Genomic DNA, 17,532 nt, shown 5'->3' with positions numbered 1-17,532 from the left:
ATTGTGAAGAAGCCGACAGGCCGGTTTCCGATGCGTCGCCCCCACTACTGCTTTTGTAGTGCTGCTTTTTGCGCTACTGCTTTTCAACAGTGACACTCTTCAGCATGTCGCTCTCCTCAATTGCATCGACCACGTCCTGGCCGTCGGTCACATCGCCGAACACGGTGTGCTTGCCGTCAAGGTGCGACTGCGGCGCCCGCGTGATGAAGAACTGACTGCCGTTCGTGTTGGGGCCCGCATTCGCCATCGAAAGGACGCCCGTCTCGTGTGTGAGCGGATTGTCGTCGATCTCGTCGTCGAACTCGTAGCCGGGTCCGCCGCGGCCCGTCCCAGTAGGGTCGCCGCCCTGCACCATGAAGCCCTCGATGACGCGGTGAAACGCAATCCCGTCGTAGAAGCCCTCATCGGCGAGGAAGGCAAAGTTGTTGACCGTGTGCGGGGCATGCTCGGGGTAGAGCTCAGCGTGGATCGTGCCCTCACTGGTCTCGAAGGTCGCCTCGTAGACGGCATCGGTGTCGATTTGGAGTTCGGGAGGAGAGTCCCACTGTTGATGATCGGCCATGACAAAAGAGGAAATCAGCAAAAAGGCGCACGCAATTGCTCCTGTCCGACGGCAGGCACAGGGTGGTGTTTCGGGGCCGACGTCGTCTTTCCGGAAAGCCAATTGCCGCGCTGGAGGACGACTGGGCAGTCTCTCCCCCTCCGGCTACACCGCAAATCCCCCTCAGCTGCCCCCCCAGGCGACGTTCCTCATTACACAACAGTTAACCATTTGGTTGAACCAGGCGGTTGCCCCGCGGTTGCAGTGGGCGTTCTTGCACCAGATGCCTCCCTCATGGCCGACGTCTCCACCTCCCTTTCCGAGTATTCCGAGACAGAGCGGGAGATCTTCGACGCAGCCCTTCGGGTATTCGCCCAAGAGGGGCGGCGGGGCGCCCGGATGCAGGCCATCGCCGACGCCGCCGACATCAACAAGGCGATGCTGCACTACTACTTCCGCAACAAAGACACCCTCTACGAGGAGGTCTTCGCCTACACGACGCGACAGTTCATGGCGTCGTTCGACGAGTCCCTGAAGCAGGCCCCGACGTTTGCGGAAACCCTCCGTGCGTTCATCGACGGGTACATCGACTTCGTCCGCTCCAACGAGGCGTGCATGCGGCTGATGGTGCAGGAAAATCTCGCTGGTGGCACCCTGCTGGGTGAGCACATTCGCGAGGCCGCCACCTCCGGAGAAGCCCCCCCGAAGATTTTGGTGGAGACCATCGCGTCCGCTGCCCGGACCGGCGAAATTCGTCCCGTGGACCCCGACCAGGCGGTCCTCTCGGTAATATCGACCTGCCTCTACGCCTTCGTGGCGCAGCCCACCGTACAAATCATGCATCCCCCGGCAGCGGATGATTGGGACGCGTTCGTCGAGTCCCGGAAGGAGCATGTGTTCGACCTGATTTACCACGGCCTCGCGCCTCGTTCGGAGGGAGACAACGATTCTCAGGCTTCGCCCCAGCCGGAATGAGGCGATGGTCTCGGAGCACGCTCCACGAATAATCGTCCGACGTTCCAGTTTAACGCCAAGCGTTCTCAGATGAAGACTTCTCGCCGCACCGCGGCCGCGCTCCTGACGGCCGTACTCGCAATTGCGGGCTGCTCGATGACCCCGGAGATGTCTACTCCGGACGCCGAACAGGAGCTCCCGGACCGGTTCGAGGCGCCCCCCAGCGACACCACCCTGCCCGCCGCGGCCGCCGACACGACCGCGTACGACGCCACACGGTGGTGGACCGCGTACGAGGACTCCTCCCTCACGGCCCTCGTCGACACGGCTCTCGCCGCCAACCTCGACCTCGAGTCTGCCCAGGCCCGTGTCGAGGAGCTGGCAGCACAATTCCGGATTGCACGGGCTCCATTGTTTCCGAGCGTCACGGCCAACGGGCAGGGCAACTACCAGAACCAGCCCGCCAACACCGGAATCGGGGGCGCCATCGGCGGGGGCCAGGGCCCGGACCGCTTCGAGTTTACCGACTACCAGGCCACGCTCGGCCTCTCCTACGAGCTCGACTTCTGGGGGCGCGTGCGGAGCCAGCGCAAGGCGGCCCTCAGCCAATACTTCGCCACGGCCGCGGACCTGCAGACCGCCCGCCTCTCGGTCATCGGTCAGACGATCTCGACGTACGCCCAGATCGCGTCTCTCCGGCGGCAGGTGCGTCTCGGGGAGCGCACTGTCGATCTCCTGGAGGAGCGGGTAACGGTGACCGAGGACCGGTATGCACGGGGCCTCGTGCCATCGTTTCAGCTTTACACCGTCCGTCAGAACCTGCAGGCCGCCCAGGCTGAACAGCCGGATCTGGAACGCCAGCTCTACGAGGCCCAGAGTCGCTTTGCGACGCTTCTCGGCCGCTTTGCCGGGGAGCAGCGCGCGCTCCTTCCGGACTCGATGACCGTTCCCCTTGCCCCTGAACCCGTGCCCGCGGGCCTGCCCTCGGACCTGCTCATGCAGCGGCCCGACGTGCGCGGGGCGGCGCTCCGTCTGGAGGCGGCCCGCCAGGAGATCGGCGTGGCGCGGGCCGAGATGCTACCGAGCCTGTCGCTGACCGGGCAGGGCGGGACACAGAGCACCGAGCTGGCCGACCTGGCGGACCCCGGCCAGGTGTTTGCCAGCTTCGCCGCCCAGCTGACGGCGCCCCTGTTTCAGGGCGGCCGGCTCCGCGCCAACCTGAACGTCGCCGAAGCGCGTTACAAGCAACAGGCCGCTGGCTACGAGCAGACGGTCCTCACCGCCTTCCAGGAGGTGAAGGCGTCCTTGGTGGCCTACGAGAAGCAGCGGCGGCGGTACCGCGAGGTGGAGCGGCAGGTCGAGACTGCACGAAATGCCTTCCAGACCCAACGCGGCCGCTACGAGCGCGGCGTCGGCAACGCACTCGCCCTGATCGACGCGGAGCGCACCGTCGTACAGGCGCGAACGCGGCTCGCCGGGGTCGGGCTGGCCGTCGTGAACGCGCGCCTCGCGCTCCACCGCGCCCTCGGCGGGCCATGGACAGATGCGGAGTCGCCCGACGATCCGCGCCTCTTCCAGTAGCCTGGGCATTCCAGATTCGTCATCGTCCGGCTCTTTCTGACTGACTTCCTCGACCTATGGACATCAGCACCCTCAAGTGGCCCCTCATTGGGGGCGGCCTCCTTCTCGGAACCGCCGCCGTTGTGGCTCTCCTTACCGTATTTGCCCCGGAGCCGGAGACGAGCGACCCACCGCCGCAGTCCCCGCTGGTGTCGACGGCCCCTGTGGAGGTGCGTGCCGGCAGCCTGCTCGTGCGGGGCACCGGGACCGTGCGGCCCGTCCGCGAGATTGAGCTGACCGCCGAGGTCGGAGGGCGCCTCGTCGACGTCTCCGACGCGCTCGTGAGTGGCGGCCGGTTCAACGCCGGGACGACCCTGGCCCGCATCGACCCCGCCGACTACCAGAGCGCCGTGCAACAGGCCGAGGCGCAGGTGACACAGGCCCGGGTGCAGCTCCTACAGGCTGAGGAGGAGGCGGGCGCGGCCCGGGAGGACTACGAGCGCCTCCAGGGCCGCACCGGGGAGACGCCCGCCCCCGACAGCACCGAACTCGGGCGGCTCGTCTTTAACGAGCCCCAGGTGGCACAGGCACAGTCCGCCCTCGAGAGTGCCCGGGCCGCCCTCCAGAACGCGCGCACCAACCTCGAGCGCACCCGCCTCCAGGTGCCCTTCGCCGGCATGGTGCGCCAGAAGCAGGCCGACCTGGGCGCGTACGTGGCCCCTGGCACGCCCGTCGCCACGGTCTACGGCACGGAAGAGGCCGAAATCGTCGTCTCGCTCCCGTCCCAAAAGGCGGCCCTGATCGACAATCTGTGGGCGACGGGCGGGCAGTCCCGCGACGCCGGGCTTCCGGCCACCGTGACCAGCACGTACGGCGGGCAAAGATACGCGTGGGAGGGGCGCGTCCACCGGGTCGAGGGCGCCATCGACGAGCAGACCCGCACGGTCGACGTGGTGGTGCGCGTGCCAGATCCGTACGCCCAGGCCCCGACCGTACAATCCCGTCGCCCCGAAGAGCCGACGGAGCCGCGGGGCCGGACGCGTCCCCCTCTGGCCATCGGCACCTACACGACGGTCAATATCGAAGGCCGTCAGAACGGCACCTACCACGTGGTGCCCCGCCGGGCAGTCCACACCCGCGAGGCCGACCAGCCCCCGGTGGTCTGGACGGCGGTCGGGGACTCGATGTTGGCCGAGCGCACCGTCGAGCCGATCCAGACGGTAGAGGAGAAGACCTACCTCGCCCCGACGCTCGACCCGGACACCCGTGTGATCACGACCGACCTCCGCGTGCAGACCGACAGCATGACGGTTCGCCTGGCCCAGTAGTCCATTTGTGGATCGAAAACGTGGGGCCGACCTCTCTCAATCTGCACACCTGGAATTTCCCGATTCTCAACCGATGAATAGAGCAATCGACTGGTTCGCCCGCAACGGCGTGGCGGCCAACTTGCTGATGGTTCTGCTCCTCATAGGGGGTGGGGCAGCGGCCTTTACGACCGTCCAGGAGGTCTTCCCCGAGTTTAGTCTCGACTCGGTGCAGATCCAGGTCACCTACCCCGGCGGCTCGCCCGAAGAGGTGGAGCAGTCCATCGTCCGCCGCATCGAGGACCGCATCGAGGGCGTCGAGGGCATCGACCGGATCCTGGGCACCGCCACGGAGAACGCGGGCGTCGTGACGGCGGAGCTGAAGCGGGGCACCGACCTCTCGCGGGCCCGCACCGACATCAAGTCGGAGGTCGACCGCATCACCGCATTTCCGGAGGAGGCCGAGCAGCCGATCGTCACGGAGGTCACCAACCGCCAGCAGGCCCTCCAGATTGCCCTTTACGGCGACGCGAGTGAGCGCACCCTGAAGGAGCTTGCCCAGCGCGTGAAAGACGACCTCACGCGCAATCCGCAGATCTCCTTTGTGCGCATCGGGGGCGTCCGGGACTACGAGATCTCCGTGGAGGCGTCCCGCGAGGCCCTTCGCAAGCATGGCATGAGCTTGGCCGAACTGTCACAAATCGTGCGGGAGGGGAGCCTCGATCTGCCGGGCGGAAGCGTGGAAACGGATGAGGAGGAGATTGTCATTCGGACGGAGGGGCAGAACTACACGAAGCAGGACTTCGAAGACATCGTGGCTCTCACCCGCGACGACGGCACGAAGGTGCGCCTCGGGGAAATCGTAAACGTCCGGGACGGGTTCGCGGAAAACTCCGACCTCATCACGCGCTTCAACGGCGAGCCGGCCGCCATTCTCAACGTCTTCCGCACGGGGCAGGAGCAAGTACTCGAAATCGAGGAGACGGTCAAGACGTACCTCGATGGGGACCTTCAAGCCTCCCTGCCGGCCGGGATTGAAACCGCCATCTGGCAGAACCAGGCCGAGAGCCTCCGCAGCCGGCTCAACCTGCTGATCGAAAACGGCATTCTGGGGCTCATCCTCGTCGTGGTCACGCTCACGCTCTTCCTGGCGCCCCGACTGGCCTTCTGGACCTCGGTCGGCATCTTCCTGTCGTTCAGCGGCACGTTCATCCTCATGCAGTACCTGGACGTGTCGATCAACCTGCTGTCGCTCTTCGGCTTCATCCTCTCCATCGGCATCGTGGTCGACGACGCCATCGTGGTCGGCGAGAACGTGTACGCCGAGCAGGAAAGCAAGGGAGACCCCTTGGAGGCATCAATTCGGGGGACGCAGCGCGTCGGCATCCCGGTCATCTTCGCCGTCCTGACGACTGTGGCGGCCTTCTCGCCCCTGCTCTTCATCGGCGGCACGATCGGCAAATTTCTCGGGGACATTCCCACGATTGTCATCATCGTCCTGCTGCTGTCGCTCGTGGAGGTGCTTCTGATCCTCCCCTATCACCTATCGGAGCGACCGGACCAGGAGCCGGGCACCCCCAATCTTGCAATCCGCACCCTCAACCAGGTGCGGCGGTGGGTGGCCGCTCAACTCTGGGCCTTCGTACGCGGCCCGCTCACCACGGCCCTCCGGTTTGCCACCCGTCGCTACGGCATCACCATCGTGGCCGGCGTGTCGCTGCTGTTCATCTCCTTCAGCTTCGCCAGCAACGGGTACATTGGCTTCTCCTTCTTCCCCAGCGTGCAGGGCAAGCTGGTGGCGGCCCAGCTGGAGATGCCGGTGGGCACCACACCGGAGGCCACCGAGCGCATGACGGCTCGGCTGCAGGAGACCGGATACGAGGCCATCGAGGAGCTCGAGAGAAAGGCCGGGCAAGACCTCGTCGAGAACGTGTACGTGGCCGTGGGCCGGCAGCCACAGGCCAACAGCGACCCCGGCGCGGGCGGCTTCACCGCCACGCAGGCGAACGTGGCCGAGGTGAGCTTCGAGATGATCGACCCCGAAGAGCGCGACATTACCTCCTCGCAGTTCGAGGAGCAGTGGCGAGAGGAGACCGGGCGCGTGCCCAGCGCACGCTCACTGTCGTTTACCGCAAACGTCGTGTCGGTGGGCAAGCCCGTCTCGGTGGAGCTGTCGGCCTCTACCCCCGAGAAGCTCGACCGGACGGTGGCCGCCGTGCAGGACTCCCTGGCCCGCTTCGGGGGCGTGTTCGACATCAAGTCGGACCAGGAGCAGGGCAAACAGGAGCTGGAGCTGGCGATGAAGCCGGGCGCTCGGACGCTTGGGCTCTCGCTCAATGACCTCGCCGGCCAGGTGCGCGCTGCGTTCTTCGGGCTTGAGTCCTACCGGCTCCAGCGCGGGCAGAACGAGGTGCGCGTCTACACCCGGCTGCCCGACGACCAGCGCAACTCCATCGAGGACCTGAACGACTATCGCATTCGCACGGCCGCCGGGGCACAGGTCCCCCTGGAGGAGGTCGCGGACGTGTCGTTCGGGTATAGCCCCTCGCAGATTAACCGGCAGGACGGCCGCCGGGTCGTCACGGTGACGGCCGACGTGGACCCGGGGGTTACGACCGGCAATGCAGTCAAGTCGAGCTTGGAGAACCGCGTACTCCCCAACATTCAGCGCGAGATTCCGGGGGCGACCTTCGGCTTCGGCGGGCAGCAGCGACAGCAGCGCAAGGCGCAGAGCGCCCTCGTCATCGGGTTCCTACTCGCGCTGTTTGCGATCTATGCCCTGCTGGCCATTCCCTTCCGGTCCTACCTCCAGCCCCTGGTCATCATGAGCACCATTCCGTTCGGCTGGATCGGGGCCCTGCTGGGTCACCTGATGCTCGACATCCAACTCGGCCTGCTTAGCATCTACGGCATTGTCGGGCTCAGCGGCGTCATCGTGAACGACGCCCTCGTAATGCTGGACTTTGCCAACGAGGAACGGGCCAAGGGCCGCGACTGGCCCGAATCGCTTGTCCGGGCCGGGCAGATGCGCTTCCGCCCCATCCTGCTCACGTCCCTGACGACGTTCCTGGGGCTCTTCCCCATCATCATTGAGCAGAGCGTGCAGGCCCAGTTCCTGATCCCGATGGCCGTGAGCCTCGGGGTCGGCATCGTCTTCGGCACCGCTGTCCTCATGATGATTGTCCCCTCGATCGCCATGCTGCAGGACCGCGCCGTCGGGTGGGTGCAGACCCGCCTCCTCGGCTACGACGAACCGGTGAAGCACTTCGGGCCGTACGAGGAAAAGGCCTTGAACGAGTAGCTCTCCGGGAACAGGGAGCGGCAAATGTTTCCGTCTCTCGGTTCCCACTTCCGGACTGGACTGCGCAGGTACCGGCCGGCCCTCGGATTATCCTATGAGTGTCTTAGTGAGTGCTGGCCCGATGTCTGAGGACGTGCCCCTGGCCCAGCCAGGGAGGACCTGGAGATGGTACGGTCATTGCGGAGATGTCTTTGGTAGAATCGAGTACGTTTCCGCTCCGCCCCACCCGGTTCTTCGAGCGCATGATCTCCTCCACCGTGCAGCACCTCGACGACGACGAAGCACTAAAACGAAGCACCGTCCTTGAGCGCGTGAGCGAGGGCATCGTGGCCCTCGATACGGATCTCCGGTATACCTACGTCAACGACCGGGCCGAGCAGATCCTGGATGCCGACCGGACGCAATTGATCGGCCAGCACGTGTGGGACGCCTTCCCGGAGTCGCGGGGAACCGCCGCGGAGAATGCCCTCGACGCGGCGATGGCAACTCAGGAACGGCAATCCTTTGAGCGATTCGACCCGGGCCTAGACCAGTGGTTCGAAGTACGCGTCTATCCCGACAAGAGCGGACTGTCGCTCTACTTCACCGACATCACGGACCGGAAAACCTCGGAACAGGAGCTCGCGCAGAAAAACCGTCAGCTTAGCGCGCTCGTCGAGAACACCGCACAGGCCGTGTACCTCAAGGATCGTGCGGGGCGCTACCAGTTCGTGAACGAGGCGGCCGCCGATCTTGTCGGGCTCACCCCCGAGGAGGCCGTCGGGAAGCGCGCCGAAGACCTGTTCGACGCCGAGAGTGCCGCCGAAATTCGTAGGGTCGACGAGCAGATCCTCGCGGACGGGAACGCAGAATCCTACGAGGCCACCCGGTTCATCGACGGTGAGAAACACGTCTTTCTGGAAAATAGGTACCCGCACCGCGACGAGGACGGCACCATCGTGGGCATCGTCGGCATCAGCCGAGAGATCACCGAGCGGAAGCGGCGTGAGAAGACCCTCGAGGGCAGTCGCCAGCGCCTGAAGTCGCTGTTCGAGGATCTTCCCGACTCTGTCGTGGTCCACGACGCGGAGGGAAACATCTTAGACGTCAACGAGCAAACGGTCGACGAGCTCGGCTACACGTACCGGGAGCTGCTGTCCATGAACGTGGCGGACTTCGAGGTCGGCCTGTCCCAGGAGGAGCTGCGGGAGACCTGGACAACCATGGAGGTCGGCGACCGCGCGAAGAAAAGCGGCCGCCACCGCCGTAAGGATGGCTCCTCGTTCCCAATCGAGGTGTGGGTGGACAAGACGGAAATCGGCGGCGAGAAGCGTTTCATCGCCCTCACCCGAGACGTGACGGAGCAGCTCCAAAGAGAACAAACCCTCAAGGCGCTCAGCGAAGAATACCACGCACTTCTCGAGAACGCCGAGGACGCCATTTTCTTCGTCGACGTGGAGGAGGAGGAGGCGGGCATGGAATTTCGCTTCGAGCGCCTCAACCCGTACCACGAGGCCGCGACGGGACTCGACTCGGAATCCGTCCGGGGAAAAACCCCCCGGGAGGTTCTCGGCCCGAACCTCGGCGCCGAACTCGAGGCGAACTACCACCGCTGCGTAGAGGCCGGGGAGCCCATTTCCTACCAGGAGGAGCTCGACATGCCCGCGGGGACGCAGATCTGGCAGACCAAGCTCGCGCCCGTCATCGTTGACGACGCGGTTACCCGCATCGTCGGGATTGCCCGCGACGTCACTGATCAGGTTCACCGCGAAGAGGAACTTCGCCGCAAGAACGAACGACTGGACGAGTTTGCGGGCATCGTGGCCCACGACCTCCGCAACCCGCTCAACGTCGCGCAGATGCGCACCACGCTTTCCGTCGAGGATCCTGCCTACGAGGAGCTCCACCGCGAGAAAGTACACCAGGCCCTCGACCGGATGGAGGATATCATCTCCGACACACTGGTCCTCGCCCGGCGGGGCAACGAGGCTGAATCCCTCGAGCCCGTTTCGGTAATGGAGATCGCGGAGCAGTGCTGGGACATGGTCGAGACCGACGGGGCGTCCCTGGATGTCAACGACGAGCGCACGATCGAGGCCGATCCGGACCGCCTCCGACACGTCTTCGAAAATCTCTTCCGGAACGCCGTGGAGCACAGCGAGGGCGATGTGACGGTGCGGGTGGGGCGTGCCGACGACTCCACCCTGTACGTGGAGGACGACGGGCCTGGGGTGTCGCCTGAACGCCGCGAGAAAGCATTCGAGCCCGGGGAAACGTCGCGGGAAGAGGGGACCGGCTTTGGTCTCTCAATCGTGAAGCGCATCGCCGAGGCACACGGCTGGACCGTCCGCCTCACGGACGCGGACAACGGGGGCGCCCGGTTCGAATTTACCGGGGTAAAGATCATTTCGTAGCTCTCCCGATCCCGCAGAAGGCGGGAGCGCCTCCGGGCCCCCTGCACATGACCAATTCTGGGCCCAGTCTCTTCATTTCTCTATTCCTCTTCGTCTCTCCAGTGAGCAACAAGCAAATCTATATTTTTGCGCAAGTCGGCATGTTTTTTGCAAAAGGTAATCTAGAAGATTATAAAGCCTTTTCCAGAGTTCCGATACGGAGCGTCTGGCCCGCGTCCTCCCGCACCATCCCATAGGCTCGTTCGCATTCACCTGACCGTCTCACTCCGGCAGACCGAGGAGTTCCCCGATCCGTCTCTTCCCCCGGTGACAGACTGGTTCTGCGTGGTGGACCGGGCCCCCGCGACGACCGAGGGGCAGTGCACACTTGCCGACGGAAGCGTCGTGCTGAGCTTCTCGGCAACTCGTTCCGACGCGGCGGCAGTAGCTGACCTAGAAGGCATTGGCATTATCCGGTACACCCAACTGTCCGGTCCCGACCGGTCGGCCTTTCGCAATTACCTCGCCCACTACAGCCAGGGCGACGACTAGAAAACACCTTGCCCGTGCAGACCAGAGGCTGTTTTTAGGTCAGAAGCACTATCAGCGAGGGCGCGCCGCCTGGTCATCCTGTCTTTTTCTCGATCCCCCAGCACTTTTCTCATAATGGCCAGTTCCTCTAGCTCATCGACGCCGTCTCCGAGCAATGACAAGAAGAAGTATGTGAGCCTGGACCCCAGCCGACTCCAGGCCCTGCGCCGCTACGAGATCCTCGACAGCCCACCGGAGGAAACGTTCGACCGCATCTCGGACCTCGCGGCGGCCCTGTTCGACGTGCCCGTAGGACTCATCACGTTTGTCGAAGACGACCGGCAGTGGCACAAGGCCTGCGTGGGCTTCGACGCCCCGGAGCTTGACCTGGACTCCTCTTTTTGCGTCCACACTCTCGAGGATGGCCAGCGGCTGGTCGTGGAGGACGCCACAGACGACGAGCGGTTTGAGGGAAACCCCCTCGTGACGGGCGACCGCCACATCCGCTTTTACGCCGGCTCCCCGATGACGACACCGGACGGCCACGTGCTGGGCACCGTCTGCGTACTCGGCACCGAACCTCACTCGCCCTCGGAAAAGCAGCTCGCGGGGCTCGATGAACTGGCACAAATGGCGGTCGACCAGCTGGAACGGCGGCGGCGCCAGAAAATCCGTGCAGCCGGGCAGACTAGTGGCGCTGAGTTGGACGAAACGCGGCTGAACGAGCTGCTTGCCTCACTCGACGATGTGGTCTGGGAGGTCCAGGTTTACCCCGAAAGCTCGGCCGCCACGGGCTCTCGCCGCAAAGAGCTGCTTTACACCAACAGTTCGGAAGAGAACATCTTCGGCCGACCGACCGATGCGCTCGTCCAGGACCCGATGCTTGCGCTGTCGGCGGCCCATCCACGGGACCAGCCGGACCTTCCCGGTGTCGACGCCCTGCTCGAACGCGGCAGTTGGCGCGGGGAGTACCGAATTCTCCAGCCGGACGGATCCCCTCAGTGGGTGGAAACCTCTGTGCAGGTTGTTGGGCGCACCTCGTCTTCACCAGGGGAAGACGAGACGCTGACGTCCCCCGTCAAGCTGGCCGGCGTCACCCGGAGTGTCCACCGCCGCCATCAGGCGGAAGCGTCTCTTCGAGAAAAGAGCACGGCGCTCTCCGAGGAGAAAGCACGTCTCCGCGTGGCTCTCGGGGCCGCCGATGCCGGGGTGTTCGAGTGGTCCGTTCCGGAAGACCGGCGCACGTGGGATGAGCGGGCCCGGCAGCTCTTCGGTCTCGACGCAGCCCCCCGCACAACCGGCGAGCTCATCGAGCACGTCCACCCGGATGATCGGGGACGTCTCCAGGACGTGATGGCTCGCGCACTGGGCGACCCCGACCGGGAAACCTGCCAGTTCCGCTACCGCGTCCAACACGCCGACGGAGACACCCGGCGCGTCCATGCCCGAGCGAAGATTCTTCGGGACGAGAAGGGAGAGCCAGAGCGGCTGATTGGAATCTATCAGGACGTGACTGAGCGGTGGAAACGGACCCGGCAGCTACGTCGCAGCGAGCGGCAGTTCGAGGCGGTCTTTCAGGACCCGAACATGTTTGTCGGCCTCCTCGACCTGGAAGGGACACTCCGGGGGGTCAACGACACGGCCCTGTCTTTTATCCAGGAGGCCCGGGACGACGTGCTGGGCCAGCCCTTCTGGGAGACCCCCTGGTGGGACCACGACGCCGCGCTTCAGGCGGACCTTCAGGAATGGATTCAGCGGGCGGCCGGTGGGGAGTACGTGGCCTACCAGTCCCAGCACGTGGACACCGATGGGCTCGAGTATACGATCCGGGGTAGCATCCGTCCTGTCACGGACGAGGACGGTGCGGTCACCGCCCTCATCGCCTCGGGCCGCGACGTGACAGCCCGGGAAGACCAGCGGCGGGAACTGGAGGTGCTTCATCAGGCCGTCGAGGACGCCGCCGACGGCATGGCGGTGTTGGCCGGGGACGAGTATGTGTACGTCGACCAGACCCACGCCGAACTGTACGGCTTCGACGACAAAGAGCAGCTTCTCGGCAACACCTGGCGGATGCTTTATGGGGACGAGGAGGTCGAGCGCTTAGAGGATACGGTGTTTCCGGTTCTCGAGGAAGAGGGCCACTGGCAGGGGCTCGTGACCGGACAGCAGCCGGACGGTAGCACCTTTCCGGCGGCACTGTCCCTTACGCTCACAGAGGCAGGGCGGCTCGTGTGCACCGTGCGGGACATGACTGGGCGCCAGGAGCGAAGCCGGAGGCGCCAACTCCTGCTCACTGCGAGCGAGACCGGCATTGCCGAGTGGGACCTCCGCACCGGCCAGGTTCGGTGGGACGGCATGCTCCGCGATTCCTTCGGACACGCGCCTACGAGTACCGAGGAGTTTTTCGCACTGGTCCCCCCGGACGACCGTCCATGGGTGCGGGAACGGTTCGAGTCCGTTGCCGAAAGCGCGTCTTCCTGGAACGGCGAGTTCCAAATTGAGGACGGGGACGGGCGCACCCGCTGGGTCGAGGCCCTGGTGGTTCCCATCTTCGACGACGGGGAGGTGGCACGCCTGCTCATGGCGGGGACGGACGCCACGGAGCGAAAGCGACACGAGCGCGAGCTCCGGATCAAGGAGCGGGCGATGAACGAGGCCAACGTGGGCATTCAGATTATCGACCCCACTCAGCCCGAACACCCACTGGTCTACGTAAACGAAGGCTTCGAGGAGCAGACCGGCTACCACCGAGACGATGTCTTGGGCCGGGGCCACCAGCTTCTCCAGGGCCCGGACACCGATCCTGGCACGATCGAGACAATCCGATCGGCTATCGACGCCGAGGAGCAGGCCACCGTCGAGGTCAAAACCTATCGGGACGATGGCACGCCGTACTGGAGCCGGCTCTCCCTTGCCCCGGTGTACAGCGAGGAGGACACACTCCAGAACTACGTGGGCATCCGCCAGGACATCACCGAGCAGCGCCGTCAGACCGAGATGCTCAGGGAGCGTCAGCGGAAGCTCGACCTGGCGCTGGCAGAAACCAGCAGTGGGCTTCTGGAATGGGACTTTCAGACCGGGGAAGTGCGGTGGGACGAGACCCTCCAGGACCGATTTGGGCATGCTCCAACAACCTTCGACGCCTTCACCGATCTCGTTCACCCCAATGATCGTTCTCGCGTGGAAGCGGCCCTGGAGGAGATGATCGATACCGGCACGCCGTGGAGCGGGGAGTTTTGGGTTTTCCACCCCGATGAGGCAATTGCCCGGATGAAGCTTCGAGCGACGCCAATCTACGAGGATGGGGAGGCGATCCGTGCCCTGGGCATCGCGACCGACGTCACGACGCAGCACAAACGCGATCGGGCCCTGGCGGCCAGCCGCAAGCGCTACGAGGAACTTCTTCAGGCAACCCCCGACCCCGTCTTCCTGGCCGACGCAGACACAGGCCGGATTGTAGAGGCGAACGCAGCGGCCGCGGATCTACTTGGGCGTCCCCTTGAGGAAATTGTGGGAATCCACCAGACCGATCTTCATCCGTCGGGGCAGTCCGAGGCATATGCCTCTTTGTTCGAGAGTCTCGAAGGGAACAGTCCGATGCGGACCACCCCCGACGGGACACAGATAGAGGTCGTGACCGACGACGGCACGACCGTCCCCGTTGAGATCAACGCCACCACCGTAGATCTCCCCGACGGCCGCGTGGTGTATGGTGTTTTTCGGGACATCTCCGATCGGAGGACCATGCAGGAACACCTGACCCGCCGAGAGCGCCGGTTCCGAATGATGTTCGAACACCACAGCGCTCCGATGCTGCTGATCGACGAGGACACGGGGGCAATCGAGAGGGCCAACGCGGCGGCCGTCGAGTTCTACGGCCACGACCCGGCTACACTGACGTCCATGTCGATTCAGGACATCAACCAGCTCCCCGCGGAGGAGGTGTCCCAGGAGCGACGCAGGGCGGCGGCCGAGGGCGAGGAGTTCCTGTTCGAACACGAACTTGCCTCCGGGGAGGTCCGGACGGTGCGGGTCCTCTCCGCACCGGTTCCGGACCTGGACCGGGGCGGGACGCTCCTCTTCTCGGTGATCCACGACGTGACCGAACGTGAGACCCACCAACAGGACCTAGCCGACCAGAAGGCGTTTCTGGAGCAGATCCTTGACACGATCGACGACGTGTTCTACCTGCTCGACGAGGACGGCGACCTCGTTCTCTGGAACGATAGCCTGAGCGCGGTCACTGGCTACACGGATGCGGAGCTCGAGACCATGACCGCCCTTGACTTCTTCGGAGACGACGCGACCCGCGTCCACGACGCCATCGAGGCAGCCGACACGGATGATTCCGTCCGGGTTGAGGCATCGATGACAACGAAGGACGGACGAAAGGTGCGCCACGAGTTTACGGGAGATGTCTTCCAGGACCCGGAACGGGGCCGGGTGTTGTGCGGAATCGGGCGTGACATTACCGAACGAGAAGACCGGCGCCAGGCCCTTCGGCACGCCAACCAGCGGTTCGAGCAGTTCGCGGAGACCGTGCCGAATGCACTCTTCATCGTCTCTCTCGAGTACTCAGAGCTTTACTACGCCAACGGCGCGGTCGAAAAGCTATACGGCGTGAACCGGGACACCCTCCACGAGCACCCCAGTGCCTGGACCCGCCACGTGCACCCTCAGGACCTCTCTGCCCTCCGGGCGGCCATGGAGGCGCAGTCCACGGACGAAGCACGCTGGCCGCAGCATCAGGAGTTCCGGGTGCTGCACCCCACCCGCGGCCGCCGGTGGCTCTCGGTACGGCTGGACGTCATTGACAGTGACGATCCGCTCCAGCGGCTTGCCGGTGTGGCGACCGACGTGACCAAGCGCAAAACTCGGGAGCAGCGCCTCCGGGTGCTCCACCGCACCACACGGGATCTTCTGGACGTGACCACGAGGGCGGGCGCCGCGTCCATCGTGGTCGACGCTCTCAGCGGCACCCTTGGGCTCCAGGAGGCGGCCGTGTATCTCCGAGACGGCGACCTGCTCAAGAAAAGCGGCGCGGCCAACGGCGGCGAGGTCGGAGCGGTGCCTCAGGTTGAGAAGGGACACTCCCCGCTCTGGACCGCTTTCGAGACCGGAGAGCCCCAGGTGTACCCTGATCCCGATACGATCGACGATGGCATCGACCGGTCGAGCCTGAAGGCCTGTGCGTACGTTCCGGTGGGAGAGCACGGCGCTCTCGTGGTGGGCACAAAGGCCCAGAACCGGCTCGGCGAGGGGGAGGTGCGCCTTCTGGAGATCGTGGCCCGGACCCTTCGGGACGCGCTCAACGGGCTTGGCAAAAAGCGTGATCTGGTCGCGCGGGAGCGCCGCTACCGCACCCTCGCCGAGAACATCCCCAACGGGGCGGTCTTCCTCTTCGACGACGACCTCACCTACACGCTGGCAGTCGGGGAGCTAATCGGCACGTATGAGCTGGAGGAGTCCGACCTCATCGGCGCGCAGGTCGGCACCGTTCTCATTGGCATCGAAGGGGGACGACACCCCATCGTAGACCGCTTTGAGGCCGCCCTGGATGGGGAGCGGACGGACCGGCGGGTCGGGGTCGGGGGGCGCACGCTCCGTGTTCAGATCGTGCCCCTACAGGGCGAGGCGGAGGCAAGAGGCCTCCTGCTGGCCCAGGATGTGACCGAGGAGGTCCGTCGCGAGCGCGAGCTTTTTAACGCCAAGGAGGCCGCCGAGGAGGCCAATCAAATGAAATCGACCCTGCTGGCAAACATGAGCCACGAGATTCGCACGCCCCTGACCTCGATTCTCGGCTTCGCGGAGGCGATTGAGGAGGAAACCCAGGACCTGACGTCTCCGGTGGAGGCGCCCCTCCTCTCGTCCCTCGAGGAATTTGCGGGCCTGATCCAGCACAGCGGCCAGCGGCTCATGGACACCTTTACCGATGTGTTGAATCTCTCCCGACTGAAGGCCGGAGACATGGACCTGCCCGCCGAGGAGACCGACTTGTCCGAGCAGGCCCGGGCGGCCGCCGAGGAGCTCCGGCCCCAGGCCGAAGAGAAAGGGATCGGGCTGGAGATCGAGACCGGCGAGGAGCCGATCCGAGCCCGGGCCAACGCCGACGGTGTGCAGATTGTGCTCCGCAACCTGGTCTCCAACGCGATTAAGTACACCGACGACGGGAGTGTCTCCATCCGTGCTCGTCGGGAGGACGAACACGCTCTTCTAGAGGTCGAGGACACCGGCATCGGGATGGACCCTGAGGTGGTGCCCAGCCTCTTCGAAGCGTTTCGGCAAGAATCCGAGGGAATGGGGCGCGAGTACGAGGGCGTGGGGTTGGGCTTGACGGTCACGAAGAGGGCCGTCGAGCGGATGAACGGCTCGATCGAGGTGGAGACGGAGAAGGGAGTAGGGAGCCGGTTCATCGTCCGGCTTCCACGGCCGACCACGTCTCCTCAATCTTCATCTCAAGGACAGTCCCTGGCCGCGTAGCTCTCTCTCCAGCACCGGACCGGGTCGGGAAAATTGGCCCGCAGGACGATGCCTCCAGCGTCAGGGACGACGCCGGCGTCATCACGGGCCTCCGTCATTCGGATCGGGTATATTGTCCTGTACCCGCGCCCTGTATTTGGCCCGTCCGGAACCGTCCTCTGCTCAGTATGAGCAGGAAACTTGCTCTTCGAAGACCACCTATGTCCGCAACCCTACCGATTGCTTTGTTACAATCGCACAGAAGGTGGACTCTTTGGAGGGCGGGTCCTTAAAGGGATGTCCTCTAGGGACGATATATACTACAAGCTCGATAAGCACACGTGCGTCCTGCATCGTTCTGCACCTGCAGTGGACAGCTGCTTCGCTAGACGCCATTGCCCCTCAGGCTCCCAGCCGGCACACCTGCATCCCCCGACTCTCCTGGACACGGCGCCCTTCGTTGCCGGCATTTCCTGCGCCAACGCCCGCTGCCGGTCAGCGACCATG

Annotated in this window: 8 protein-coding genes; 7 read left to right on the top strand and 1 reads right to left on the bottom strand. The window is 64.9% G+C overall.

Going from position 1 to position 17,532, the window contains the following annotated elements; translation table 11 throughout:
- Nucleotides 1-73: 73 nt before the first annotated feature.
- The gene (locus OJB03_RS02050; protein ID WP_272507088.1) at nucleotides 74-562 is read right to left on the bottom strand and encodes a peptidylprolyl isomerase; all 489 of its coding nucleotides are present in this window, start codon (nucleotides 560-562) and stop codon (nucleotides 74-76) included.
- A 273-nt stretch (nucleotides 563-835) separates the two neighbouring features.
- Between OJB03_RS02050 and OJB03_RS02045 the strand changes: the two genes are divergently transcribed.
- The 7 genes from OJB03_RS02045 to OJB03_RS02015 all read left to right on the top strand — a co-directional run bounded on the left by OJB03_RS02045 (nucleotide 836) and on the right by OJB03_RS02015 (nucleotide 17,046).
- Nucleotides 836-1,516 carry a TetR/AcrR family transcriptional regulator gene (locus OJB03_RS02045; protein ID WP_263784775.1) on the top strand — a complete coding sequence of 227 codons (681 nt, stop codon included), beginning with the start codon at nucleotides 836-838 and terminating at the stop codon, nucleotides 1,514-1,516.
- A 69-nt stretch (nucleotides 1,517-1,585) separates the two neighbouring features.
- Nucleotides 1,586-3,076 (top strand): efflux transporter outer membrane subunit, encoded by a 1,491-nt coding sequence (locus tag OJB03_RS02040; RefSeq protein ID WP_263784774.1) that lies wholly within the window; start codon nucleotides 1,586-1,588, stop codon nucleotides 3,074-3,076.
- A gap of 56 nt (nucleotides 3,077-3,132) precedes the next feature.
- Nucleotides 3,133-4,383 (top strand): efflux RND transporter periplasmic adaptor subunit, encoded by a 1,251-nt coding sequence (locus tag OJB03_RS02035; protein ID WP_263784773.1) that lies wholly within the window; start codon nucleotides 3,133-3,135, stop codon nucleotides 4,381-4,383.
- 73 nt (nucleotides 4,384-4,456) lie between these two features.
- Complete coding sequence (locus tag OJB03_RS02030) at nucleotides 4,457-7,663, top strand: efflux RND transporter permease subunit (RefSeq protein ID WP_263784772.1); 3,207 nt, start codon at nucleotides 4,457-4,459, stop codon at nucleotides 7,661-7,663.
- 242 nt (nucleotides 7,664-7,905) lie between these two features.
- Nucleotides 7,906-10,056 carry a PAS domain-containing protein gene (locus OJB03_RS02025; RefSeq protein WP_263784771.1) on the top strand — a complete coding sequence of 717 codons (2,151 nt, stop codon included), beginning with the start codon at nucleotides 7,906-7,908 and terminating at the stop codon, nucleotides 10,054-10,056.
- Nucleotides 10,057-10,362: 306 nt separating this feature from the next.
- Nucleotides 10,363-10,587 (top strand): hypothetical protein, encoded by a 225-nt coding sequence (locus OJB03_RS02020; protein ID WP_263784770.1) that lies wholly within the window; start codon nucleotides 10,363-10,365, stop codon nucleotides 10,585-10,587.
- A gap of 114 nt (nucleotides 10,588-10,701) precedes the next feature.
- Nucleotides 10,702-17,046, top strand: a complete 6,345-nt coding sequence (locus OJB03_RS02015; RefSeq protein ID WP_263784769.1) for a PAS domain S-box protein — start codon at nucleotides 10,702-10,704, stop codon at nucleotides 17,044-17,046.
- Nucleotides 17,047-17,532: the final 486 nt, after the last annotated feature.

This window comes from Salinibacter grassmerensis (genome assembly GCF_947077765.1).
In the GTDB taxonomy this organism is placed as follows: domain Bacteria; phylum Bacteroidota; class Rhodothermia; order Rhodothermales; family Salinibacteraceae; genus Salinibacter; species Salinibacter grassmerensis.
The sequence above is the reverse complement of the archived record's forward strand: the minus strand, read 5'-3'. Positions and strand labels throughout refer to the sequence as shown.